Here is a 22,920-nt window from a genome sequence, read left to right on the forward strand (position 1 = left end):
GCGTAGCCGCATACTTCACGCTGCATGTGCGTTGGCTGTCATACCCAGCACGTTATTAGACCAATGGCCTTATTTTACTAGTTTAAACAAGGGATGCCGGACAAAAATGAAGGAATTATGGAAGATATGTCAGGGTTTGTAGGAAAAAGAATCCGGCAGCACAAGGCTGCCGGATAGAGATAAAAATTTTATAACGTGATGAAGGATTACAGCACCAGACCGGCAATAGCGGCGGAAAGGATGCTCACCAGCGTAGAACCGTAAACCAGCTTCAGGCCGAAACGGGAAACCACGTTGCCCTGTTGTTCGTTCAGGCCTTTAATCGCACCGGCAATAATACCGATGGACGAGAAGTTGGCGAAGGACACCAGGAACACAGACAGGATGCCCACGCTGCGTGGAGACAGTTCGCCTGCTACTTTTTGCAGCTCCAGCATCGCCACAAATTCGTTAGAAACCAGTTTGGTTGCCATGATGCTACCAACCTGAAGGGCTTCGTGAGACGGGATACCCATGATCCAGGCGAACGGATAGAACACGTAGCCGAGGACTTCCTGGAAGCTGATGCCAAAAATGGCGCTGAAAATCGCGTTGACTGCGGCAATCAGTGCAATGAAGCCGATCAGCATCGCTGCAACGATAACGGCCACTTTGAAGCCTGCCAGAATGTATTCGCCCAGCATTTCAAAGAAGCTCTGATTTTCATGCAGATTACCCAACTGCAATTCCTGCTCTTCACCGACTTTGTAGGGGTTAATCAGCGACAGCACGATGAAGGTACTGAACATGTTCAGAATCAGCGCGGCAACGACGAATTTGGCATCCAGCATAGACATGTACGCACCGACGATAGACATCGAAACGGTCGACATGGCGGTCGCGGACATGGTGTACATGCGTTTTTCGGACATCTTGCCCAGAATGTCTTTGTAGGCAATGAAGTTTTCGGACTGGCCGAGAATCAGTGAACTGACTGCGTTAAAGGATTCCAATTTACCCATGCCGTTCACTTTGGACAGAACCGTACCAATCGCGCGGATGATGATGGGCAGCACTCTAATGTGTTGCAGGATACCGATCAGCGCGGAAATGAAGACGATAGGGCAGAGCACTTTAAAGAAGAAGGAAATCAGGTTCTTCTCACTGTTAACCATGTCACCGAATACGAAGTCCGTCCCTTGACCTGCAAATCCGAGTAGTTTGTCGAATAGCGCTGCGACCCCTTTGACTGCGCCTAATCCGATGTCGGAGTACAGGAAGAAATAAGCGAGCAAAATTTCGATGACGAGTAACTGAATAATAAAACGAATACGAATACTTTTACGATCGCGGCAGACGAGTAGTGCCAGCGCCGCAACAACAACCAGCGCCAGAATAAATTGCGCGATATGGGACAGGGACATGTGTGCTCCAAATATGAGGCAGGCCTAATTTTCCACGTCATTTTATGTAACGCGTGCATTAAAAATGAGAGGAAGAACGCAAAAAAACAATTATACCTTGGGATTTTATCTAAACTAAATGCTACGTCTCGTTATTCGCACTTTTCTGGTCATTCATTATTCTTATTCCACACAGAAAGTGACGTCGGCCTACTTGAGGTTGCAGGCTGGCGGGGCTTTTCATGATGTTTTCTGCATGATTCAAAAGGAGAGTGATTATGTCAGTATCAGATACCACACGTGAGCTTGGACGTTCTGGGATCGTGGTTCCACCTTTTTCTTTCGGCGGTAATGTCTTTGGCTGGACGGTTGACGAATCGACGTCGTTCAGCCTGTTGGATGCGCTGCTGGCGCACGGGCTGAATTTCATTGATACTGCTGATGTTTACTCGCGCTGGGCTACCGGTAATCAGGGCGGTGAATCTGAAACGATCATCGGTAACTGGCTGAAAAAAAGCGGCCAGCGTGACAAGGTCATTCTTGCCACCAAAGTGGGTATGGATTTAGGCGATGGCAAGAAAGGGCTGTCTCCCCGCTATATTCGACAGGCGGTCGAGGCCTCATTACAGCGTTTGCAAACTGACTACATCGATCTCTATCAGGCACATACTGACGACAAAGATACACCGCTGGAAGAAACGCTGGCCGCGTTTGATGCGCTGATTAAAGAGGGCAAAGTGCGCGCGATTGGGGCGTCTAACTACAGTGCGACGCGTCTGGCGGAGGCGCTGAAAGTCAGTAAAGCCAACCATCTGGCGCGTTATGAAACGCTGCAACCGGAATACAATTTGTACGATCGGCAGGGTTATGAGGCCGCGCTAGAGCCGCTGGTGCGTGAGCAGGGGATTGGCGTCATTAGCTACTATTCGCTGGCTAGCGGGTTTCTGTCAGGCAAGTATCGTCAGCCGAAGGATGCGTCGAAAAGCGCACGCGGGCAGGGCGTAGTAGAAAAATACCTGAACGAGCGCGGTCGCACCATTTTGGAAGCGTTGGATAGCGTGGCGAATGCGCATCAGACGACGCCATCGCAGGTCGCGCTGGCCTGGCTGATTGCACGTCCGAGCATCACGGCCCCAATCGCCAGTGCGACGTCGCTGGAACAGGTCGCAGAACTGGCGGGCGCGACGCGGCTGGTGCTGCCAGCAGAAGATATTGAACTGTTGAATCGTGCGAGTCGCTATTAGGAAATTGCCTTCTTCGCAGGTGTTTCTTCATTACACTTTATATGCGGGTGTGGAAATGGTTTCGTGCGCCATCATACCGCCATTTTCATGCTACCTCGTAGCACGCGCCCGACATAGGGGGCTACGCCAGCCCCCTATGAACCCCGGCTTTTGGCGGGAATTATGCCGCTTACGCGGTGCCATCGGTGTTCATGACCGCTAATCGAGCCACCAGTGACGCGTTCCCGACGCGGCACTGGTTTTCGCGACGTCCTGTCGCTCACTCGGCGGTCAAGCCCACCGCTGCATAATTTTTACGCCAGATAACGGCAAGATACTCATACATTTACAACATTTATCGCGCACGAAACCGCCTCAACAGTGGCATAAAAATGTGACTAAGAGACAGCGAACATTTAGCGCGCTTCTGCTCCATCATCCTCAAACCAGGCGGCTAACTCGCGGCGCAGGTTATCCGACTGGGTGCCGAAGATGGCCTGTACCTGATGGCCGACGATGATCACGCCGATAGCGCCCAGTTTTTGCAGACTGTCGCTGTTAACCAGCCGTAGGCTGTGAACCTCGACCCGCAGGCGGGTGATGCAGGCATCCAGACTGACGATATTTTCTTTGCCGCCAAAGGCGGTTACCAACTGCTGCAAGTTTTCTTTGTCTAGCGGTGAAGCGATTTCAATCTCGGTAATTTGCTTACCCAACATTGATGCGAACAATTTCCGAAAATTGTGAATCTTGCCCATCGTAGTCACCTCTTCGTTTGTTTATCAGCGTGCGTATGATAATGCCGTTCACGTAACATTACTGTTAGGCGACACACGGTGATGAGGTTCCGTAGGAACGTCTTCACCGCGCTCGCCCAGTATCGTAATGCTTAGCCAACAAGCATGAGCCTTACTGTAGCGCGCGGCGTAGAATCCGGCAGCCATAGCCTGACAGGTCAATAAACCCCGAAAGCGTGCTGCCCGTCGTCATTTCCTCGTAGGTGGCTGGCAGCGCGATCTGTTGCGGCGTTGCGGTGTAGTTCTGTACGAAGATGAACTCGCTTTCTCCGTCATCGCGGCGATGAGCGACAATGCCGTAGGGCAGGTCGGTCGGCAGCGCACGCGGTAGATCCAGCGTCTGTATCAGCGTGGTGAAGAAATCACGCTGGAAGGCGAGATCGTTGCGCGACGCGATATAATAGGCCTGCCCTTTGCCGTGATCATTGACTGTAACAGCCGGACGACCCGCGTAGAAATCGCTGTCATAGGTTGCCAGCGCCCGCGCGCCTTCCAGATGAATCAACTCGCACAGGTGGGTGACCTGATACGGGCCGACCAGACGTTGCTCGTTGCCGTCCAGACCGCTGATGCTGTTGCTTTCATGATCGTACAGCCCATCGATTTCTTCTGCCCAGATCCCCATGATCGGACGCAGCGGGCCAGGGAAACCGTTTTGGTGACACAGATCGGTTTCGTTGACGACGCCAGACCAGTAGGTGGTGACGAAGCGACCGCCTTGTTTGACGAAGGCATCGACACGTTCGGCAAAGCCATCGCGTACCATGTAGAGCATCGGTGCGATCACGAGCTGATAACCGCTGAGATCGACATCGGCGTTGATGATATCCACCGCCACGCCCTGTTCCCAGAACGTACGATAATGCTCGGTGACAGTTTTTTCGTAGAACAGCCCCGCGTTGCGCGGCCCTTGGGCGTTATCCATTGCCCAGCGGCTTTCCCAGTCGAAAATGATGGCGACTTTGGCGTCAACCCGACTGCCTGCCACCGGTGCGAGTTTGTTGAGTATGTCACCCAATTCCTGCACTTCACGCCCTACGCGGGTGTTGATGTGTCCGACATGATCGACCACGGCACCGTGGAATTTTTCAACGGAACCGCGGCTCTTACGCCACTGGAAATACTGCACGGAGTCTGACCCGTGCGCGACGGCCTGAAGCGAAGACAGGATATGCATGCCCGGCTTTTTCAGTTTGCTGATCGGTTGCCAGTTGGTCAGGCTCGGCGTTGACTCCATCAGGTAGAACGGTTTTCCACCTTTCAGCGTACGCATCAGATCGTGATACATCGCGGTGTAGGCGCCCAGCGTGCAGTCATCTTCCGCGTTATGCCACAGCGGGTAGCTGTCCCAGGAGACGAAGTCGATCACCTTCGCCAACTGCCAGTAGTCGTAATCATAGAAATATTCCATGAAGTTCGTCGTCGTTGGCAGAGACGGATTTTCAGCTTTTAGCGGTGCAATTTCGGCGGCACAAAAATCGCTGACCTGTGAGGTGTTAAAGCGTTTCCAGTCCAGATTCAGGCCGTGGATGGATACTTCACCGATGGACGACGGGGGTTCTAACTGTGACCAGTCGGTGTAGGTGTGGCTCCAGAAGGTGCTCCACCACGCTTTATTCAGTGCGTCTATTGTGCCGTAGCGCGCTTTCAGCCAGCTCTGGAAAGTGCTGCGGCAGGTATCGCAATGGCATTCGCCGCTGTATTCGTTGGAAATATGCCAGCCGATCACCGCAGGATGGTGCGAGTAACGCTTTGCCAACTGGGTGTTGATTTGTTTTACTTTCTCGCGATAGTTCGGCGAGCTCAGGCAGTGGTTGTGGCGACCGCCGTGCAGCGCTTGCACGCGGTTGCTGCCCACGCGCAGCACGTCTGGGTATTTCTGCGATAGCCAAGCCGGGCGTGCGCCGCTCGGTGTTGCCAGGAAAACGAAGATACCGTTGGCATACAGCGTGTCGAGGATGCCATCCAGCCAGCCAAATTCGTAGCGACCTTCTTCCGGCTCAATCCCAGACCAGCTGAAAATACCCACGGACATGACGTTGCACTGGGTCTGCTTCATCATCTCAATGTCTTTTTCCAGAACCTCTGGGTCATCCAGCCATTGGTCAGGGTTATAGTCTGCGCCGTGCAGCAGAACAGGCACCTTGCTGCTTAGCGGGGGGAATTTGAACATCGTTCTCTCCTAAACGGGTTGTCACGCTCTGAATACGGTTTGCGTGTTCGAGATAGCTGGCAATGTGCTGATGCGGCGATGATGGGTAGATCGTAAAGACGCTGTGAATACATCCCTGTACGCTCGGGTTGCGCCATCCCTGGCGCAAACGCTTTACTCTTCTATCCCATTATCGCCGCTCTTGTTCAGTTAAACGGGTTGTCACGCTCTGAATACGGTTTACGACTTACTTAAACGCTTTGATGGAAGGCAGTACGTTGCCTTTGCAGTCGAACAGCGCTTGGTTTTCCCGCGCGTTGCCTTCTTTCCATTCGTCGTTGTTGTATTTCATACCCGCTTTCGTGGCCCAGGTTGCGCCGGGGGTAGGCAGCCAGATTGGCTCCCAATAGAAGACGCCTTTGCCGCGCTGGTTGGGTACGTTGATGACGCTTTGCATCAAATCGTGCAGGTAATTGGCCTGACCCTGAACGGAAGCGGGGTAACCGCCAGCATCCAACTCTTTTTGCTGGAAGCTGTTTTCCGCGTTATCGCAGTTTTCCAACGTGTAAGCATAGGCGGCTTCAACCACGATGATGTCTTTATTGTAGCGTTTGGTGACGTCGTTCATGTTGTACTGCAACGCGCTGATGGGGCCGTTCCAGTAGGTGTAGAACGAGGCACCGATGACATCAAACGGGACATTACGTTTGACGATTTCATCGAACCACCAGATAAAGGTGTCGTTTTTGGTGCCTTCCGCCAGATGCAGCATGATCTTGACGTTATTCGCGCCCTGTACGTCCTTCACGCCCTGAATACCGGCTTTCAGCATCGCCGCGAGGCGATCGAATTCGCCGCCACCCTGACCCCAACTTTTTCCTTCCGGCCACAGCATTCCGCCGTTCAATTCGTTACCGATCTGCACCATATCCGGCATGACGCCCGCTTTCTGGAATTCGCTAATGGTGGCTTTGGTGTAGTCATGTACGGCAGTTGTGAGCTGCGCTGCGTTTAGGCCAGACCAGGCTTTAGGCTTGTTTTGGTGAGCCGGATCGGTCCAGAAATCGCTGTAGTGGAAATCCAGCAGCACTTTCATGCCGTTCGCTTTGGCGCGTTTAGCCAGTGCCAGCGTGGTAGCCAGATCGTTGTTACCGCCGCCGTAACCGTTGCCCGCTGCATCTTTCGGATCGTTCCAGATGCGCAGACGGATATAGTTAATGCCGTTCTCTTTCAGGATCAGCATGGCATCTTTCTGTTTGCCATGTTCGTCATAAAATTTGCCGCCGTGCTTTTCCACCTCATTCAGCATGGAAATATCCGCGCCTTTAATGAAATCGGCAGGGACGTTCGTCAACTTATTGATCGTCACATTCTCTGCGGCATACAGGGTTTGCGGCAGGGAGAAGGTCAACAGGCCAGTTGCCAGCATGGCGGCCATCAGTACGCGTTTTTTCATTTTCATTTTACGTTCCTGGAATAGGTACAGATGTTGAGTTATTACCCTTTGGTTCCGCCTGAGGTCAGGCCGGAGACAAAGTACTTTTGCAATGAAAGATAAAGAATGGCGACCGGTACCGCGATCAGTACGGCTCCAGCGGCGTAGGTGGTGTAGCTGGCTCCCATCTTCTGTGAGACCAGGTTGTACAGCCCGATGGGCAGCGTGTACTGATCCGGCGTGCGCAGGATGGTGCTGGAGAGAATGAAGTCGCCCAGCGGGCCGGTAAACGAGAACAGGGCTATCACCGCGATGATCGGTTTGGACAGCGGCATAATGATCTCGATAAAGATGCGGAAGTTGCCTGCACCGTCCATACGCGCGGACTCATCCAGATCTTTCGGAATGGCATCCAGATAGCCTTTCATCAGATAGGTATTCATCGGGATCATGCCGCCGACGTAAACCAGCACCAGCGCAATATGGCTGTTCACCAGCCCCAGCATCTGCGCCAGTACGAAGATGGCGATCAGCGCGGAGAACTGCGGGATCATCTGCAAGAGTAGAAACAACATCAGCCCATTCTGGCGGCCGCGAAAGCGGAAGCGAGAGAAGGAATATGCGGTGAAACTGACGCTGACGAGCGTCAGAATCATGGTCAGGAAGCTGATTTTCATCGAGTTCCAGTACCATGCCGCGTAGTCAATCTGGCCGTTAAACAGCTCCTCATAGTGAATAAAGGAGAAGTTATCCGGGATGATCGAGGTGTTGAGCAGGCTGTTGCCGGGGTTCAGCGACGCGCCAACCGTCCAGATCAGTGGATAAATAATGATGACTGCCACGATCGTCAACAGCAGGTAGGTCAGGCCGAGTTTGATAAAATTCTGGCGTTTAACGCTGTGTTTTTTCATCTGCGCGCTTTCCTATGCCATGTTGTCTTGTTTGAAGGAATTGGTGGCGCGGAACTGCCACAGCGCGACGCCCACAACAAAAATCGACAGCAGAATGGTGATGCTGGCTGCGATCGCATATTGGGAAGAAGACATGGTCAGCTTATAAATCCAGGACACCAGAATATCCGTCCCGCCCGCATTGGAACCGATCACCGCCGGTCCGCCGTTGTTGAACAGATAGATGATGTTGAAATTATTAAAGTTGAACGTGTACTGCGTGATGATGATCGGTGCAATGGAGTAGAGCACCAGCGGCAGCGTGATGGTGGTCAGCTTGTACCAGCTGCTGGCGCCGTCAATGGTTGCGGCTTCGTACAAATCGTCAGGAATCGCCTGCAATACGCCGGTGGTCATGGCGAACACAAAGGGGAAACCTAACCAGGTTTGCATCAAGATCAGTGCGGTTTTGGTCCAGAATGGATCGGTCATCCACGCCTTGGGTTCAATCCCCAATGCGGCCAGAATGCCGTTATTAATCACGCCAAACGTTTCGTTAAACATCCCCGCGAAAACCAGAATAGTGACGAAACCCGGCACTGCCCATGGCAGGATCAGAATGGTGCGGATCAGCGGTTTGAAACGCAGCCCTTTCTGATTTACTAAAATCGCCAACAGGATGCCTACGGCGCACTGGAGTGTGGTCGCAATCAGCGTCCAAATCACCGTCCATTGCAGCACGTCAAAGAATGTCGAACGCCAGAGATCGAGCCGGAAGATGTTGATAAAGTTCGTCATCCCTACCCAGTCGACCAGCTTGGCGGGCGGCGTGTGATAGAGATTGTAATTGGTAAAGGCGATGGAAAAACCGAAAATAATCGGGAAAACCACGACAAAGACCAGCAAGATGAAGCTGGGGGTGATCATCAGATAAGGGAAGCCTTCGCTCAGCAGCATCTGATATTGCTTCTTCACGCTGTTCAACGGCAGACCTTTATCGCGTCTGGCACCGCACGCGTAGGCATCGCGCAGGCTCAAATAGTAAACGCCGACGCCAAAGGCGGCGACGATCACGCTGATAATGCCTTTTGCCAGCAGAAAGATAGAGTGATCGCGCGGCAGCTCAGTGCCCAACGTGATGAGCCCCCAGGCACCGTTTCGCAGGAAATCATGGAATATACCGATGAAGCAGGCCATGACGATAAAGAAAAGCGCGCCTTTGACGAACTGGCGATTATAAATCTGTCCGAGTCCGGGGACGAGCGCCAGCAATACAGCCGTTCTGGCGTGGCGACATCCTCTCTCTTGTGGCGTAAGGCCGCTGGCGTTGACGGTCACATCTACCTCCATTTTCTTAAAAACATGGGTATCCCTCACATCCCGAAACCGATTGGGGAGAAATAAGGGATCCCATGTTGACCCACGGTGGTGCGGGGGATTACTGGTTACTGTGGTTAGCTTCGATCTGCATTTTGATAATCTTCACGGCAGATTCCAGCGCCGCTTTGGTGTCCTGCTTGCCGGTCACGCTCAGTTGCAGCGCGCTGTTCGCTGGCGTCCAGACTTCCTGCATTTCCGGTACGCTCGGCATAGGAACGGCATAGCCAGACTGGATCGCGACAGCACGGGATTTTTCGTCATCCTTAATCAGCGGATCGTCAACCAGCGCCGCGATCGGTGGGATTTCGCCGGTTAACTGGAAGCGAATTTTGGCGTACTCAGGCTGATTGATGAACTCAATGAATTTCTGCGCTAGCTCTTTGTTTTTAGAGTAGGTGGAGATGCTGTAGCCTTTCACGCCCAGCAGCGAACGCGGATGCTCGCCGTTTGGCAGCAGTGGCAGTGGGGCGACGCCATAGTTTACGCCTGCGTTTTTGTACGGCTGGAATGCCCACGGGCCGGTAATCACGGCAGCGGCTTTTTTCTCGGTAAACAGGGAGTCGATGGCGTTAGCGCCGGTTTCACCGACGATGCCCGGCGGGAACAGGCCATCGGCGTAGAATTTCTTGATGTAGTTGACGGCATCGATGGTGGCTTGTTTATCCAGACCGATGTCTTTTACGTTCGGTGAACCGTTGCTGTTCTGCCCGAAAATGTAGCCACCCATCCCAGCGATGACGCCATAGGCGTAATAAATTTCGTCAAATTTCGCCAGCAGACCATAGCGGCCTTCGGCACGTTGCTGTTTGGAGAAGGTGAACAAGTCGTCGAATTTTTCCGGCGGCTGTGGCATCAGGTCTTTGTTGTACACCAGCACGGTGGTTTCAACGGCTTTCGGCACGCCATACAGCTTACCGTTATAGGTTTGTGCTTCCAGAGCAGGTTTGGTGAAACTCGACAGGAATGTCTGATCCAGCTTCAGTTCGCTAATCAATCCCTGAACGACGGCGGTACCCACCTGATCGTGTGGCATCACGATCACATCCGGGCCGATTCCTGCTGGGCCATCCAGACGGAGTTTCTCAATCTGCTGCGCGTAGGGCGTTTCCAGCACTTTGATTTTGACATTATTCTGTTTTTCAAAGGCTTTGATCGCGTCGGCGATGCCATCAGATTTCTTGATATCTTCCCATACCAGAAGTTCTTTGTCGGCTGCCAGCGCTGATTTGCTGAGTACGCCGGTGATACCCAGTGAAATCATAATGACGGTGGTCAGTGTTTTCATTTTCATCATTAGTCCTCAAAGCCCTGGTGGGCCAATCATGGTCGGAAATTGTCGCGTACTTTCCCGTTTTCACCGTTTTTGCTGTCCCTGTGCGATGTTGGTGTAACGTTACATCACACGGCAGTACACCGAAGGGAATGAGTCATCTAACAGTACACGTTGTTTGGCGATCGTCGCTGTGTGGCGCTTGACGCTTTGTTGCGCGTTTTCCACAAACTAGGATAACGGTTACACCAATGGCGATTACATTAAGCAGAGTGCGCCACGTCTGCCAGCGAAACATGTAAAGGCTGTGATCTTATGCACAAAAGTAACCCCCTGTTTGTGCAAGCGGTTACACCATGCTGTTATATTGCAATTATGACCAGCGTGCAGGTAAAACCTGGCCGGATGCTAATGCGTCTGGAAGGGCTACCGAGCCATTTTGAGTCGACGACCACTGGGCCGTTGTGACTCAGCGCTTATATCCTAAAAAGCAAAATTATCAAGAGGTTACCGTTATGGCGTCGATCCAGTTGGATAGAGTGAGTAAGCATTTTGGCAAAACGATTACGCTTCACGATGTGAATCTGACGATTGCGGATGGAGAGTTCGCCGTTTTTGTTGGGCCGTCTGGCTGTGGTAAGTCGACGTTGCTGAGAATGATTGCCGGGCTGGAAGATGTCACGGGCGGTGAAATCATGATTGATGAGGCAGTGGTGAATGATGTTGCCCCCGCTCACCGTGGCGTGGCGATGGTGTTCCAGTCTTATGCGCTGTACCCGCACATGACCGTCGCTGAGAATATGGGCTACGGCCTGCGTGTGAATGGCGTTCCGAAAGACCAGATTAAGCACCAAATCGAGATGGTGGCGAAGACGCTGCAACTGTCTCACCTGCTGGAACGTAAGCCGAAGGAGCTATCCGGTGGGCAGCGCCAGCGTGTGGCGATAGGGCGCGCCATCGTACGTAACCCGAAAGTGTTCCTGTTTGATGAACCGCTGTCGAATCTGGATGCAGAGCTGCGCGTGGATATGCGATTGCACATTGCCAAACTGCATCAGGAATTGAAAACGACGATGATCTACGTGACGCACGATCAGGTCGAAGCCATGACGCTGGCCGATAAAATTGTGGTCATGAATTACGGCAAAGTCGAGCAGGTCGGATCGCCGATGGAGCTTTATTATCATCCAGTTAATCAGTTTGTCGCGGGCTTTATCGGCTCGCCAAAAATGAATTTCCTGCCTGCGCAGGTTATCGATTGGACGCCGGATAGCCTGACGGTGAATGTTGCTGAGCAGTTGCAGCTTGAGCTGCCGATTTGCACTGGCGAACTGACTGTTGGCAGCACGATAACGCTGGGGCTGCGGCCGGAACACGTGTCACCGGAAGGTGAGGGGATACCTCTGTCATTCGGTTGTGAAGTCGTCGAACGTTTAGGTAACAGTACCTACCTGTTCGGACAATGCTGTGGCATCGATAACTTCAAACTTCTGCTGGCGGGCGACAGTGCCTTCAAGCCTTATGAACATATTGAGGTCTTCTTCTCCCCGAATAACTGTCTGGTGTTCAACGCTGATGGCCTGCGTATCAGTGAGTAGTTAAGTTTTTGAATCGCTTGATCTGAATAGCAAAACCCCTACTAAACATAAACAGCGCCCTTAGCGGGCGCTGGCTTTGCTGCCGCTGTCTACGGCCTATTATAAAAACTGTTTTTCTTTATGCTGATGCGGTGTAAGTGTTTCGTGCGTGTTAGGCATCTTATTTCTCTGTAACATCGTTACACGCCCGACAAGGCGCGCTCAATCGCCGCAGCGCCTTGACCACTGGCTTTTCGGCGTGATTCGCGCCGCTGCGCGGTTCCTTCGGTATGCATGCCTGCTGATCGGATCACCTGCGACGCGTTCCAGACGCGGCGCAGGCTTTCGCGGCGTCCATGCCGCTCATCCGGCAGTCATTCACACCTCAGCGCGATTTTTTACGCCGGTATAAGAAACAGTGAAAATTTTATAGCGGATACCATCCGCAACAGAAAAAGGCTTTCCGTAGAAAGCCTTTTGGGAAACGCCCGACGGGAATGATGGGCCCGTCGAGCTGAGGGTTAGTGCGGTATTACCACCAGGCTTCTGCCTGAATACCGAAGTTCACTGCATTGCTGCGATCGTCGTTGAAGGTGTTGCGGTTTTCATTTCCACGGTTTTGGTAAGAAACGAAGAAGCGCAGTTCCGGGCGTGTCATCATGGGAATATCGGCGGTGAAGGCGTGTGCCAGCGTGTATTTCTCACCACTGTATTTGGTTTCTGTACCCGCTTTCCAGCTATCTTTTTTCTGATATGCGCCGGCTTCCAGATAGGTTTTTTGGTTCTTGGTCCAGACATATTGGCCGCGACCTACCGCAGACAATAATTCTGTGCTGTCGCGCCAGCGGCTGATTTCATCCGCTTTACCGTAGGTCAGAACATGGCTAAGAGAAATATTATCAGTGATTGGTAGGTCACCGGTCTGAATGACGCGGTAGCCTTTGGCGCTGTCGTTGATGCTCCAGACGTCATACCAGCCGCCGCCCTGATCGACCATGTTGTGCGCCAGCCCTTTGTCGGCATATTGCAGCACCAGTTTCTGGTTGGATTTGAGGCCAGAGAAGTAGTGGCTGAGCTCACCCGTGATCATCATCGAGTTTTTAGGATCGAATTTTTGTCCTTCCGCGAGGAACGCATTTTTCTGCGTGTCTGCTTCATTTGGCATCGCGTAGGAAATACCGAACTCCGTCCACGCGCCGTCCCACGGCTTCCAGCCTGCATAGCGAGCGTCCAGATAGTTGATATTCAGGTCGTTATAGGTGTCTGTCCTGTCTTTACATGCTTGAGTGCTGGTGTCGCAGCCTAAATCAATGTTCATGTTTTCAGCATCGGCACGGATCCAGGCAAAAGAGAACGCGCCTTCGCCTGCTTTGACGTTTTCGATCCCGGCACCCGCACCGGAGATATTCCAGTATTTGGTATCGATGATGTGCAAGTCATGACGCTGATAGTAGCGTTTCCCCGCCCAGACCGTGGCATCCGGCAGTCCAGGTACAAAGCCTTTTGCCTGAAGGTTTAACTGGCGCAAACCAAACTCGGCATCGTCATTTTTTGTCGTTTCATTATCGTTCGAGCCATTGGAGAACATGGAAATCATGCTATCGAAGTAAAACGTTTTCCCATTTTCGTTATACAGCTGCTGCCCTAATTGGATTTCGCCGTAGGTGTCATCTTCGTTACCTAATCTTCCCACATAACTTTTATCGGCTGCCTGTTGTTTTCCGTGGTTTGATGCACCCACGCCAGAACGGAAGTATCCTGAAAAATCAACAGAATAAGAAGGGGTTGCCAGCATTGCCAAACTCAGCGCAATGGATGTTGTCAGCAGTTTTCTTTTCATAATATACCTTTCGCTTATTCGGGTAAGAATGTGGATGTTCCAAATAACATGACGTGAACGGAGGTAAAACGTTTCCACTCATGGCGAAGGATTATGGGGGAATAAAATGGCGCGTGACATGATTGTTCTCACAAAACACAAAAGAGTTACACCAATATTTACACTGATGTAACGATGTTACAGGTGGTATTTTGATTGTTTATCAGTACTGGAGCGGTGTTATTTGCTGCGTAATGATGTGTAACTGGTTACACATTTTTCTGGCGCGTCTAAAATGCAGCATAAAATTTTTTTATGTCAGAATCGGTGGCGTTACATAAAAGGAGTGATGCGATGCCGAGTAGGAAACATTTTTGGAATAGAGGGAAAGGAGGTTAGTTAAAAGGAAAGCGCAAACAAGGGGGGAGGTCAGAAGGCAATGATGTCGCTACCTGCCTGATGCAAATGAGTATTGCGTCAGGCAAGCGACGTTGGTGAAAGGCGACTACTTCTTACGGGCCGGGGGACTCACCGAATGGCGGCGTACCAGCGTCGGGCTAAACATATTCGTGGTTTCACTGAGCTGTTTACCGTGAGATAGCGCGATGGCTAATTCTGCGGCCTGAATTGCCATGGCGGAAACCGGATAGTGCACGGTGGTCAGGCGAGGGCGAAGGTAGCGAGCGATCAATACGTCATCAAACCCAATCACCGACATATCCTGCGGTACGCTGATGCTGTTATCACTCAGGACGGAAAGCGCGCCTGCGGCCATGGAATCGTTGTAACACACGACTGCTGTCATGTTGCCGCCCCGACTCAGCAGCTCCATCATGGCAGATTCGCCGCCCACTTCGTCCGGCGAGGCGCGGGCAATGAGGCGTTCATCCCGTGCGATGCCGTGCTCTTGCAGCGCATCCACATAGCCTTGCAGACGGTCGGCGGAGTCGGAAATTTGGTGGTTAGAACAGAGAAAACCGATCCTCTGGTGCCCTTCCTGAATTAAATGACGCGTTGCCAGCCAGGAGCCATAGCGATCGTCGAGCGCAACGCAGCGGTTTTCATAACCGGGTAACGTGCGGTTGATGAGCACCATGTCAGGAATGTGGCTCATCAGCGCTGCCAGTTCTTCATCTGAAAGCATCTTTGCGTGCACGACTAGCCCGGAACAGCGGTGGCGAATTAACTGTTCAATGGCTTTCTTTTCCTGCTCGGCGTTGTGATAGCCGTTACCAATCAGCAGAAAGTTGCCGGTTGCCTGGGCAATTTGTTCGACAGATTTAACCATCGTCCCGAAAAAGGGATCGGATACATCCGCGACAACCAGCCCCATAGTCTCTGCACTTTGATGCGCGAGCGCTCTGGCATTGGCGTTCGGATGATATTGCAGCTCCGCCATGGCCTTGTGTACGGCTTCCCTTGACGCAGTACTGGCTTTGGGCGAGTTATTAATCACGCGCGAAACCGTAGCGACTGATACACCTGATAGACGAGCAACATCCTTTATTGTGGCCATTGGCATTCCTGAGCGGTCAAATGCGTGGTGAGGCGGACCGCAGCCTAACGCACACGTTAAAAGAAAAAATCGATTACTTATATTTATAAATGTACAGGTTTTTGGGGGATGTTACCTATCCGACCACCTTTCCTTTTTGATCCAGACCGTACTTATGTGATCGCTATCAACAATCATCGGTCATTTCTCTCTTCCAAAATACCATTTCGGGGTTTAAATTTAGGGTAACCGATTACACTTATGTGATGACTAAACGATAGCTGACTATCTTTCTTTAGCATTATTACAGCTATTTTATCCATGCCATATAGTGAAACTGATTACATTAAGGGATTTTTCTGGCTGAGTTTACGGACTGACCTGATGCCTCTTCCAGATCTCTGACGGACTGTTAGCGCCATACAATGGGTTGCGGATGGTGCCGCGGTTGTACCGAATTTGTGTTTTGTATTGAGGAATAGCTTATGCAGTTTGAGCCGACTGAACATCCGCATCGCCGTTTTAACCCGCTGAAAGGCGAATGGATTCTGGTTTCTCCGCATCGCGCCAAGCGCCCCTGGCAAGGGCAGCAGGATGAACCGGATCGCGCCACGCCGCCGCCTTACGATCCGACCTGCTATCTGTGTGCGGGTAATAAACGTATTACTGGCGATATCAACCCGCACTATCAGGGCACCTTTGTTTTCACGAATGACTTTTCGGCTTTGATGGAGGACACGCCGGAGGCACCGTCGGGCGACGATGAGCTTTTCCGCGTGCAGCAAGCTCGTGGCGTCAGCCGTGTCATCTGTTTTTCTCCCGATCACAGTAAAAGTCTGCCGCAGCTTTCATTACCGGCGCTGAAAGCAGTGATCGATACGTGGAGCGATCAGACTGAAGAACTGGGCAAGCGGTATCCGTGGGTTCAGGTCTTTGAGAATAAAGGGACGATGATGGGGTGCTCCAATCCCCATCCGCACGGGCAGGTTTGGGCTAATGATTTTCTACCGAACGAAGTACAGCGTGAGGATGAGCAGCAGCGAGATTATTTCTCCCGTCACGGTTCGCCGTTACTGCTGGACTACGTTCGCCGCGAGCAGGCTGACGGTTCGCGCATCGTGGTGGAAACGGAACACTGGTTGGCGGTTGTCCCGTACTGGGCGTCGTGGCCGTTTGAAACGCTGGTGCTGCCCAAGTTCGCTGTACAGCGGTTGCCACAGCTACATGACGTTCAGCGTGACGATCTGGCGCTGCTCCTGAAAAAGCTGACCAGCCGTTACGACAACTTGTTCCAATGTTCATTCCCTTATTCGATGGGATGGCATGGCGCGCCGTTCAAGGGTGATGACATCGCACACTGGCAGCTGCATGCCCATTTTTATCCCCCGTTATTACGTTCTGCCAGCGTGCGCAAATTTATGGTTGGCTATGAAATGCTGGCTGAGGCACAGCGTGATCTGACGGCAGAGCAGGCCGCTGAACGTTTACGCAGCGTGAGTGATATCCATTTTCGTGAGCAAATTTGAGGTCATTTTATGAGCCGTATTGATTCTCTACGTCAGTTAACCGAGTCTGTTTTTGTCCGATTATTTGGCTATGCGCCGCACGCGGCTATTCAGGCTCCCGGCCGGGTCAACCTGATTGGTGAGCACACCGACTATAACGATGGTTTTGTCTTGCCTTGTGCTATCGATTACCAGACGGTGGTCAGCGCGGCGGTACGTCAGGATGGCATCGTGCGGGTGGTGGCGGTGGACTTTGACAACCAGCAGGATGAATTCGATCTCGCCAAAGAGATCGTGCCTCACCCGGACTATACCTGGGCGAACTATATCCGTGGAACGGTGAAATTTTTGCTGGCGCGTGGCCTGCCGCTCACTGGCATGGATATGGTTGTCTCCGGTAACGTGCCTTCTGGCGCAGGGCTAAGTTCATCGGCCTCGCTGGAAGTGGCTATCGGGCAGACGTTCAAGGAGCTGAATGATCTGGACATCAGCCAGCTGGATGTGGCCTTGAACGGTCAGCAGGCAGAAAACCATTTTGTTGGCTGTAGCTGCGGCATTATGGATCAGTTTATTTCTGCTCAAGGGCGTGTTGGTCAGGCGCTGTTGATCGACTGCCGCTCTCTGGAAGGGCGCTCTGTACGTATGCTCGACGGTGTTGACGTCCTGATCGTGAATTCTAACGTGCGCCGTGGGCTGGTGGACAGCGAATACAACACGCGACGCCAGCAGTGTGAAGCCGCGGCGCGTCACTTTAACGTCAAGGCGCTGCGTGATGTTTCCCTCGCACAGTTTGAAGCGGGAATCGAGGGGCTGGATCCAGTAGCGGTACGCCGTGCGCGACACGTTATTACCGAGAACCGCCGTACGCTGGAAGCGGCCGATGCGCTGGCGCGTCAGGATGCGCACCGTTTGTTTACGCTGATGGCGGAATCACATGTTTCCATGCGCGACGACTTTGAAATTACCGTGCCACCGATCGATGCGCTGGTGGATCTGATTCAAGAGTATGTCGGTGAGCGGGGCGGTGTACGTATGACTGGAGGCGGTTTCGGTGGCTGCATTGTCGCCCTTATCCCTTCGGCGCTGACGGATGAAGTCAAACAGGTGATTGAACGGGAATATCCGGCGCGTACCGGTCTTCAGCCGTCCATCTACCTGTGTCAGGCATCCGGTGGTGCGGGTCGCGTGAGTTAAGCCCAGGCTGGAAAAGGTGAGGGAAACCTCACCTTTTCCATTTATTGCCGAGCCTGTGGGGAAATAGAAATATTAACGTCGCGGTTAAGCTGGCGCAGAGCTAACTCTATCGTTTCAACTTTTGATGAATGTTCAACATCCAAAAGGCGATCAATTTGCGGACCTTTTTGGCCTAAGCGTCTGGCAAGTTCAGCTTTACGCGTTCCTGTTTCAATCATTGCATTATGTAATGCAGCCTTCATCGTCACTAATACTGGGATCGTGACAACGTGCTCTCCTGCTATTGGTGCGCTAGCGTAAGGAACTGGACGGCGTTCTTCAATTTCGATGGCTATGGCGGTAACAATTCCGTCAACAGATTCCAGAAGGGCTGAGTCAACGGAGTCACCAACCGAATTCATTAATGGCAAATCGCGGCAAGAAACCACGTATTGTCCGGTTGCTTCGTCGAGTTCCAGTTTTACGGGATAGTTGAACATACTTTTACCTCTAAATGGGGTTTCCCCCGATGTAACGAGAATCGCACTTACATAGATTATAGTGGTATCGACTTAATCATATTAGTGGTTCTTCTAACCAATTCGCTGAATTTACAGAAATTTTGGTATATGAGATAGCCAAATTGGCTGGTAAGCCTTAAGTATCATAGCCCCAAATCTTTCATGATTTTCTTACGAAGAGGCTCAGGTATTTCTTTTGCGCCATGAAAAGGCAAAACGGATGCTTTTCCGTTTAATTTAACTTTAAGGTGGCTTCCACCTCCCGATGCTTTAGTCAATTCTGCTCCTTGTTGCAGAAGCCAGCGTCTGAATTCAGAATATTTCATTTGGCATTCCGCCACTTTGCTCAGTTTTCACCCTATAACCACACTAACTTATTTGTATAAAATGACAACTTATATGTTAACTAATGAATCATTAATGTTAACTCTAGCCCTTTTATCAAGGCAGCAGGAACAGCGTTGCCAGTCCTAGGAAGATAAAGAAGCCGCCAGTATCCGTGATCGCCGTAATCATTACGCTGGAGCCGATGGCCGGGTCGCGGCCGAGTTTCATCATGACCAACGGAATAGCGACGCCCATCAGCGCGGCGAGCAGCAGGTTCAACAGAATCGCCAGCATCATCACGCCACCCATCGCGGCATTACCATAGAGCAGGAAGGTCACCACGCCCATAATCGTGCCCCAGATCACCCCGTTTACCAGCGCAACGCCTAATTCTTTTAGCAACAGGTACGATTTCTTGCCGTGTTCAAGCTGATGCAACGCCAGTGCACGCACAATCATGGTGATCGTCTGGTTGCCGGTATTCCCACCGATGCCGGCGACAATTGGCATGAGCGTCGCCAACGCCACCAAATGGGATAACGTGTGCTCAAACAGGCCGATGACCCGCGAGGCGATGAGCGCCGTACAAAGATTGATGGCCAGCCACGCCCAGCGATTGCGAAATGATTTATACACGGGCGCGTAGACGTCTTCAGAAGGCGTTAAGCCCCCCGAACGCCGCAGATTGCTGTCGCTTTCTCGATTCACGACGTCGAGGATATCCTCAATCGTCAGGCGTCCCATGAGTTTCCCTTTGCTATCGACCACGGCGCTGGAAATTAAATCGTAACGTTCAAAAGCCCCTGCGGCCTCTTCGACTTTATCTTCAGGCTGGAACCGCAACGGCTGATCGTCCATGACGTCAGTAACCAGAGCATTAGGAGAATGGAGCAGAATGTTGGCCAGCGATAGCTCGCCGATCAGCGTGTTCTTGCGATCGGTAACAAACAGCTTATCGGTGGAATTGGGGATCTTTTTGCGATAGCGCAGATAGCGCTGTACGGCCGCGAGCGTGACATCAGCGCGCACGGTGATGAGTTTGAAATCCATCATGTGGCCGAGGCAGTCTTCATCATAATTGATGGCTGCACGTAGCTGTGCGCGCTGCTTCGGCTCAAGCGAAGTCAGTATTCTGCCCAGTAGATGACGGGGGACGAGGCGAGACAGCTGAGCCTGCTCATCAACATCCAGTATCCGAACCGCCCTTAGGATTTCCTTGTCCTGCATATCGCCGATCAGATCGTCAGAAATGCTATCAGAGGCCTCAATCAACACGCGGCCGCGCTTCTCTACAGGAATAAGCCGCCAGAGCGCCAGCCGTTCATCCTGTGGTAAGGATTCCAGCAGATCGGCAAGGTCAGCGGCATGCAGCCCGATAATAAGCTCGCTGATTTCTGCGGTTTGATCGAGCAGGATGCTTTTTTCGCGCAGCCTAATGTTGTTATTTAATGCAGCATTGTCGCCCAACGTTGCGTCATCGCCTGCTGTAACGCGCGGTTGCCGGTTGATAATGTCTTCAACCAGTTCTTTATTTTCCAATAGCAGAAGGGAGATACGGCGCCGGAGGTCGGTAAGTTTTTTTACACTCGACATAATGTTTTATGCTCGATCTGTTTTTTATCCGTGTTTTATTAAACGTAGCGCAAAATCAGTAGATTAAGAATAGGATTACTGGCGAATCGCCGTCTGAAAGGTGTGCGATAGTGTACCCAGACGTATTTTTTATGAAAAAAATTATCTAACGGATTATTAAATCGCTTGCTACTTAGTTTTTGGCGATATATAGTCAGTTCCAGAAACGTAACCGATACCGATGGCAGAGACGATGAACGACAACGCTTACAAACTGGATGGACAACTGTGCTTCGCACTGTATTCAGCCAATCTGGCGATGAATAAACTGTATCGTCGTTTGCTGTCTGAACTGAATCTGACCTATCCCCAATATCTGGTGATGCTGGTGCTGTGGGAGCGTGATGGTTTGACGGTGTCTGAGTTGGGCGAGCGTCTGTATCTCGATTCTGCCACGCTAACGCCGTTGCTCAAGCGGTTACAAAGCGCAGGCTTAGTGGTGCGTAATCGGGGAACTGAAGATGAGCGTCAGGTGCTGGTCGGGTTAACTGAAGCAGGGCGAGCACTTCAGCAGCAGGCACGAGCGATTCCTGAAAGCGTGTTTTGCGCGACGGGATGCCATCTTGACCAGCTACAGACGATCAAAAAAGATTTAGAGACGCTGCGCAAGAATCTGATTGGGCATCTTTGAAAATACTGGCGGTTGCCTTGTGCATCCGTAGCGCTGTCAGACAGCGCTATATTTGTTAAGTAGTATGCTTTTATGCGATTTTCTTTACGCAAATAAGTAGTTCGCGATTTAATTTTTCGCTATGTAATTAAGGCCTGAGCAGCCTCTATACTGCCTTAGGCTATTCTCTAACTATCTGGAGTCACATTATGTCTATTGAAAAAGTATTATACGTTGCTCATGCTCAAGCTACTGGTGGTCGTGATGGTCGTGCGGTGTCTTCCGATAAAGCGGTTGATATTAAATTGACGACCCCACGTGAGCTGGGCGGTGCAGGCGCTGAAGGGACGAACCCAGAGCAGCTGTTCGCTGCGGGCTATTCTGCCTGTTTCCTTGGCGCGATGAAGTTTGTCGGCGCGCGTGACAAAATCGCTGTCCCTGCTGATACCACGGTAAACGGTAGCGTAGGCATCGGTGCCATCCCGACAGGATTTGGTATCGAAGTCGAACTGAAAATTTCCCTGCCGGGCCTGGATCGCGCCGTGGCTGAAGATTTAGTGCAGAAAGCCCATATCGTTTGCCCATACTCCAATGCAACGCGTGGCAACATCGACGTGACCCTGACTATCGTCTAAGTCCGGCTTGAAGCAAGTTCATGATTGATTGGTGAACACGATTGATTAATGAACAAAATTGATTAATAAAAACGGTGGCTGCGAAGATTCGCACTGCCGTTTTTTTTATGACGGACATCCTCGTCCGTCACCCTTCGGGCCGTTGCTACGCAACGTTGAAAAACGCTCCCGACGTTTTTTTATTGGTGCGGCATCATTTCAATAGGCAACGGGCGTGAATGACGGGCACGGGAATACGAAGGCAACAAAGCCTGATGAAGAAAAAAGAGAATATAAGGAACGGGTTGGCTAAGCGCTACTCTTTCTGATTGACGAGTGCGTTGGCAGGAAGCAGTAATTGTTCAGCACGCTGCTGCTGTTTGTCTTGATGATGACCAAACGCGGTGACAGTGGAGTAAGCAAAACGGCCTAAAAGAATAATGAAGCTGATGAGTAAAACGGCACGGGCGATCCGAGAGCCACTTCGTCGTGGGCGTATCGATAATCGTCGTTTGTGGGTAAGCGTGGACATTACCAGTTAATCCTCTGTGAAAGCGAACATTCGCTGTTGTTTATTTAGGCACAAGCAGTAGGCGAGGTCAATCTACCGCAGTGAAAAAGATGCTGGTCGATCCGGTTTTCGCACGTTCAGTGCAAGGAGAGAGGGGTTAGAAGCCCGCGCGAAGAGGAAAGGGCATAAAAAGGACAAAGGGAATCAGTAAAAACCCGCTCAAAAACGGATAAGCGGGTTGTGTGGTACAAGGGGATTACGCCGTGGTATTGACGTTACGCCCAATCGCCGGATTTGCTGGCAGAGGTGGTAATGCCTGCAAAAGACCAGCAGCAAGAGCTTCTTGGTTATCGAGCGCTTTTTTCATCACAAGTGTACTAGCCTCACTGCTGGTACGCAGGTTGCTGAGGTCGGTAGCGAGTGATGCAATCTGTGATACATCCATTTCACTCTCCTTAACACTGAGTGGATCCATATCCGGCGTGAAAGAAAGCGTACCTTTCCGCCGAGGTTGCATGATGTTGGCGAAAATTCTCGCCAGCCATCATTTGGGTATCGGCCCTATCCCTGTAAACTTTACGTTAACCGAGCTTCACCGGCCAGCTCG

General features: G+C 51.7%; 20 protein-coding genes. 6 read left to right on the forward strand and 14 right to left on the reverse strand.

What is annotated here, in order from left to right; translation table 11 throughout:
• Nucleotides 1-206 precede the first annotated feature (206 nt).
• Nucleotides 207-1,397, reverse strand: a complete 1,191-nt coding sequence (locus tag K7X24_RS05790; protein WP_117624702.1) for a NupC/NupG family nucleoside CNT transporter — start codon at nucleotides 1,395-1,397, stop codon at nucleotides 207-209.
• Nucleotides 1,398-1,660: 263 nt separating this feature from the next.
• Here K7X24_RS05790 and K7X24_RS05795 point away from each other — a divergent pair, with 263 nt between their 5' ends.
• Entirely contained in the window at nucleotides 1,661-2,626 is a 966-nt protein-coding gene (locus K7X24_RS05795) for an aldo/keto reductase (RefSeq protein WP_224553591.1), read from the forward strand.
• Nucleotides 2,627-3,021: 395 nt separating this feature from the next.
• Here K7X24_RS05795 and K7X24_RS05800 read toward each other — a convergent pair whose 3' ends face one another.
• The 6 genes from K7X24_RS05800 to K7X24_RS05825 all read right to left on the reverse strand — a co-directional run bounded on the left by K7X24_RS05800 (nucleotide 3,022) and on the right by K7X24_RS05825 (nucleotide 10,550).
• On the reverse strand, nucleotides 3,022-3,363 hold the full coding sequence (locus tag K7X24_RS05800; RefSeq protein ID WP_010301002.1) for a glucose PTS transporter subunit EIIB: 342 nt from the start codon (nucleotides 3,361-3,363) through the stop codon (nucleotides 3,022-3,024).
• A gap of 151 nt (nucleotides 3,364-3,514) precedes the next feature.
• A complete protein-coding gene (locus tag K7X24_RS05805) occupies nucleotides 3,515-5,575 on the reverse strand; it encodes a beta-galactosidase (RefSeq protein ID WP_224553593.1) in 2,061 nt (686 codons plus the stop codon).
• Between the two features lie 226 nt (nucleotides 5,576-5,801).
• Entirely contained in the window at nucleotides 5,802-7,016 is a 1,215-nt protein-coding gene (locus K7X24_RS05810) for an arabinogalactan endo-beta-1,4-galactanase (protein ID WP_103160315.1), read from the reverse strand.
• Nucleotides 7,017-7,051: 35 nt separating this feature from the next.
• The gene (locus tag K7X24_RS05815) at nucleotides 7,052-7,900 is read right to left on the reverse strand and encodes a sugar ABC transporter permease (protein WP_039474975.1); all 849 of its coding nucleotides are present in this window, start codon (nucleotides 7,898-7,900) and stop codon (nucleotides 7,052-7,054) included.
• A 12-nt stretch (nucleotides 7,901-7,912) separates the two neighbouring features.
• A complete protein-coding gene (locus tag K7X24_RS05820; RefSeq protein ID WP_224553595.1) occupies nucleotides 7,913-9,229 on the reverse strand; it encodes a carbohydrate ABC transporter permease in 1,317 nt (438 codons plus the stop codon).
• Between the two features lie 88 nt (nucleotides 9,230-9,317).
• The gene (locus K7X24_RS05825) at nucleotides 9,318-10,550 is read right to left on the reverse strand and encodes an extracellular solute-binding protein (RefSeq protein WP_039486443.1); all 1,233 of its coding nucleotides are present in this window, start codon (nucleotides 10,548-10,550) and stop codon (nucleotides 9,318-9,320) included.
• Between the two features lie 494 nt (nucleotides 10,551-11,044).
• On the opposite strand from K7X24_RS05825, the gene K7X24_RS05830 reads away from it, so the two are divergent.
• A complete protein-coding gene (locus K7X24_RS05830; protein WP_224553598.1) occupies nucleotides 11,045-12,127 on the forward strand; it encodes an ABC transporter ATP-binding protein in 1,083 nt (360 codons plus the stop codon).
• A gap of 511 nt (nucleotides 12,128-12,638) precedes the next feature.
• Here the strand turns inward: K7X24_RS05830 and K7X24_RS05835 are convergent.
• Nucleotides 12,639-13,946 (reverse strand): maltoporin, encoded by a 1,308-nt coding sequence (locus K7X24_RS05835; RefSeq protein WP_224553599.1) that lies wholly within the window; start codon nucleotides 13,944-13,946, stop codon nucleotides 12,639-12,641.
• 484 nt (nucleotides 13,947-14,430) lie between these two features.
• Nucleotides 14,431-15,441 (reverse strand): HTH-type transcriptional regulator GalR, encoded by a 1,011-nt coding sequence (gene galR / locus K7X24_RS05840; RefSeq protein ID WP_040031480.1) that lies wholly within the window; start codon nucleotides 15,439-15,441, stop codon nucleotides 14,431-14,433.
• A gap of 464 nt (nucleotides 15,442-15,905) precedes the next feature.
• Here galR and galT point away from each other — a divergent pair, with 464 nt between their 5' ends.
• Together galT and galK are read left to right on the forward strand one after the other, a co-directional pair.
• On the forward strand, nucleotides 15,906-16,946 hold the full coding sequence (gene galT / locus K7X24_RS05845; RefSeq protein WP_109224849.1) for a galactose-1-phosphate uridylyltransferase: 1,041 nt from the start codon (nucleotides 15,906-15,908) through the stop codon (nucleotides 16,944-16,946).
• 9 nt (nucleotides 16,947-16,955) lie between these two features.
• Nucleotides 16,956-18,119, forward strand: a complete 1,164-nt coding sequence (gene galK / locus K7X24_RS05850) for a galactokinase (protein ID WP_103862477.1) — start codon at nucleotides 16,956-16,958, stop codon at nucleotides 18,117-18,119.
• A gap of 41 nt (nucleotides 18,120-18,160) precedes the next feature.
• Here galK and K7X24_RS05855 read toward each other — a convergent pair whose 3' ends face one another.
• From K7X24_RS05855 to mgtE, 3 genes are all read right to left on the reverse strand, one after another.
• Nucleotides 18,161-18,598, reverse strand: coding sequence for a hypothetical protein (locus tag K7X24_RS05855; protein WP_102118900.1), 438 nt, complete (start codon nucleotides 18,596-18,598; stop codon nucleotides 18,161-18,163).
• Nucleotides 18,599-18,762: 164 nt separating this feature from the next.
• Nucleotides 18,763-18,945: a type II toxin-antitoxin system HicA family toxin gene (locus K7X24_RS05860; protein WP_039515475.1), complete on the reverse strand. Its 183-nt coding sequence runs from the start codon at nucleotides 18,943-18,945 to the stop codon at nucleotides 18,763-18,765.
• Between the two features lie 115 nt (nucleotides 18,946-19,060).
• A complete protein-coding gene (mgtE, locus tag K7X24_RS05865; protein WP_103862475.1) occupies nucleotides 19,061-20,539 on the reverse strand; it encodes a magnesium transporter in 1,479 nt (492 codons plus the stop codon).
• Between the two features lie 220 nt (nucleotides 20,540-20,759).
• On the opposite strand from mgtE, the gene K7X24_RS05870 reads away from it, so the two are divergent.
• Both K7X24_RS05870 and K7X24_RS05875 read left to right on the forward strand, forming a co-directional pair.
• Nucleotides 20,760-21,209, forward strand: coding sequence for a MarR family winged helix-turn-helix transcriptional regulator (locus K7X24_RS05870; protein WP_224553601.1), 450 nt, complete (start codon nucleotides 20,760-20,762; stop codon nucleotides 21,207-21,209).
• Between the two features lie 188 nt (nucleotides 21,210-21,397).
• On the forward strand, nucleotides 21,398-21,823 hold the full coding sequence (locus K7X24_RS05875) for an organic hydroperoxide resistance protein (RefSeq protein WP_039486432.1): 426 nt from the start codon (nucleotides 21,398-21,400) through the stop codon (nucleotides 21,821-21,823).
• A 295-nt stretch (nucleotides 21,824-22,118) separates the two neighbouring features.
• Here K7X24_RS05875 and K7X24_RS05880 read toward each other — a convergent pair whose 3' ends face one another.
• Together K7X24_RS05880 and K7X24_RS05885 are read right to left on the reverse strand one after the other, a co-directional pair.
• Nucleotides 22,119-22,334, reverse strand: a complete 216-nt coding sequence (locus K7X24_RS05880; protein WP_103862474.1) for a YfgG family protein — start codon at nucleotides 22,332-22,334, stop codon at nucleotides 22,119-22,121.
• Between the two features lie 235 nt (nucleotides 22,335-22,569).
• Nucleotides 22,570-22,758, reverse strand: coding sequence for a YjfB family protein (locus K7X24_RS05885; RefSeq protein WP_211023375.1), 189 nt, complete (start codon nucleotides 22,756-22,758; stop codon nucleotides 22,570-22,572).
• Nucleotides 22,759-22,920: the final 162 nt, after the last annotated feature.

The organism is Pectobacterium versatile, from assembly GCF_020166435.1.
GTDB lineage: Bacteria > Pseudomonadota > Gammaproteobacteria > Enterobacterales > Enterobacteriaceae > Pectobacterium > Pectobacterium versatile.

What these genes read in the sequence shown, in the direction of transcription:
- K7X24_RS05795 (WP_224553591.1), top strand. Translation starts at nt 1,661, where the DNA reads ATGTCAGTATCAGATACCACACGTGAGCTTGGACGTTCTGGGATCGTG.
- K7X24_RS05835 (WP_224553599.1), bottom strand. Translation starts at nt 13,946, where the DNA reads ATGAAAAGAAAACTGCTGACAACATCCATTGCGCTGAGTTTGGCAATG.
- mgtE (WP_103862475.1), bottom strand. Translation starts at nt 20,539, where the DNA reads ATGTCGAGTGTAAAAAAACTTACCGACCTCCGGCGCCGTATCTCCCTT.
- galT (WP_109224849.1), top strand. Translation starts at nt 15,906, where the DNA reads ATGCAGTTTGAGCCGACTGAACATCCGCATCGCCGTTTTAACCCGCTG.
- galK (WP_103862477.1), top strand. Translation starts at nt 16,956, where the DNA reads ATGAGCCGTATTGATTCTCTACGTCAGTTAACCGAGTCTGTTTTTGTC.
- K7X24_RS05880 (WP_103862474.1), bottom strand. Translation starts at nt 22,334, where the DNA reads ATGTCCACGCTTACCCACAAACGACGATTATCGATACGCCCACGACGA.
- K7X24_RS05800 (WP_010301002.1), bottom strand. Translation starts at nt 3,363, where the DNA reads ATGGGCAAGATTCACAATTTTCGGAAATTGTTCGCATCAATGTTGGGT.
- K7X24_RS05855 (WP_102118900.1), bottom strand. Translation starts at nt 18,598, where the DNA reads ATGTTCAACTATCCCGTAAAACTGGAACTCGACGAAGCAACCGGACAA.
- K7X24_RS05830 (WP_224553598.1), top strand. Translation starts at nt 11,045, where the DNA reads ATGGCGTCGATCCAGTTGGATAGAGTGAGTAAGCATTTTGGCAAAACG.
- K7X24_RS05825 (WP_039486443.1), bottom strand. Translation starts at nt 10,550, where the DNA reads ATGAAAATGAAAACACTGACCACCGTCATTATGATTTCACTGGGTATC.
- K7X24_RS05820 (WP_224553595.1), bottom strand. Translation starts at nt 9,229, where the DNA reads ATGGAGGTAGATGTGACCGTCAACGCCAGCGGCCTTACGCCACAAGAG.
- K7X24_RS05860 (WP_039515475.1), bottom strand. Translation starts at nt 18,945, where the DNA reads ATGAAATATTCTGAATTCAGACGCTGGCTTCTGCAACAAGGAGCAGAA.
- galR (WP_040031480.1), bottom strand. Translation starts at nt 15,441, where the DNA reads ATGGCCACAATAAAGGATGTTGCTCGTCTATCAGGTGTATCAGTCGCT.
- K7X24_RS05875 (WP_039486432.1), top strand. Translation starts at nt 21,398, where the DNA reads ATGTCTATTGAAAAAGTATTATACGTTGCTCATGCTCAAGCTACTGGT.
- K7X24_RS05885 (WP_211023375.1), bottom strand. Translation starts at nt 22,758, where the DNA reads ATGGATGTATCACAGATTGCATCACTCGCTACCGACCTCAGCAACCTG.
- K7X24_RS05815 (WP_039474975.1), bottom strand. Translation starts at nt 7,900, where the DNA reads ATGAAAAAACACAGCGTTAAACGCCAGAATTTTATCAAACTCGGCCTG.
- K7X24_RS05870 (WP_224553601.1), top strand. Translation starts at nt 20,760, where the DNA reads ATGGCAGAGACGATGAACGACAACGCTTACAAACTGGATGGACAACTG.
- K7X24_RS05805 (WP_224553593.1), bottom strand. Translation starts at nt 5,575, where the DNA reads ATGTTCAAATTCCCCCCGCTAAGCAGCAAGGTGCCTGTTCTGCTGCAC.
- K7X24_RS05810 (WP_103160315.1), bottom strand. Translation starts at nt 7,016, where the DNA reads ATGAAAATGAAAAAACGCGTACTGATGGCCGCCATGCTGGCAACTGGC.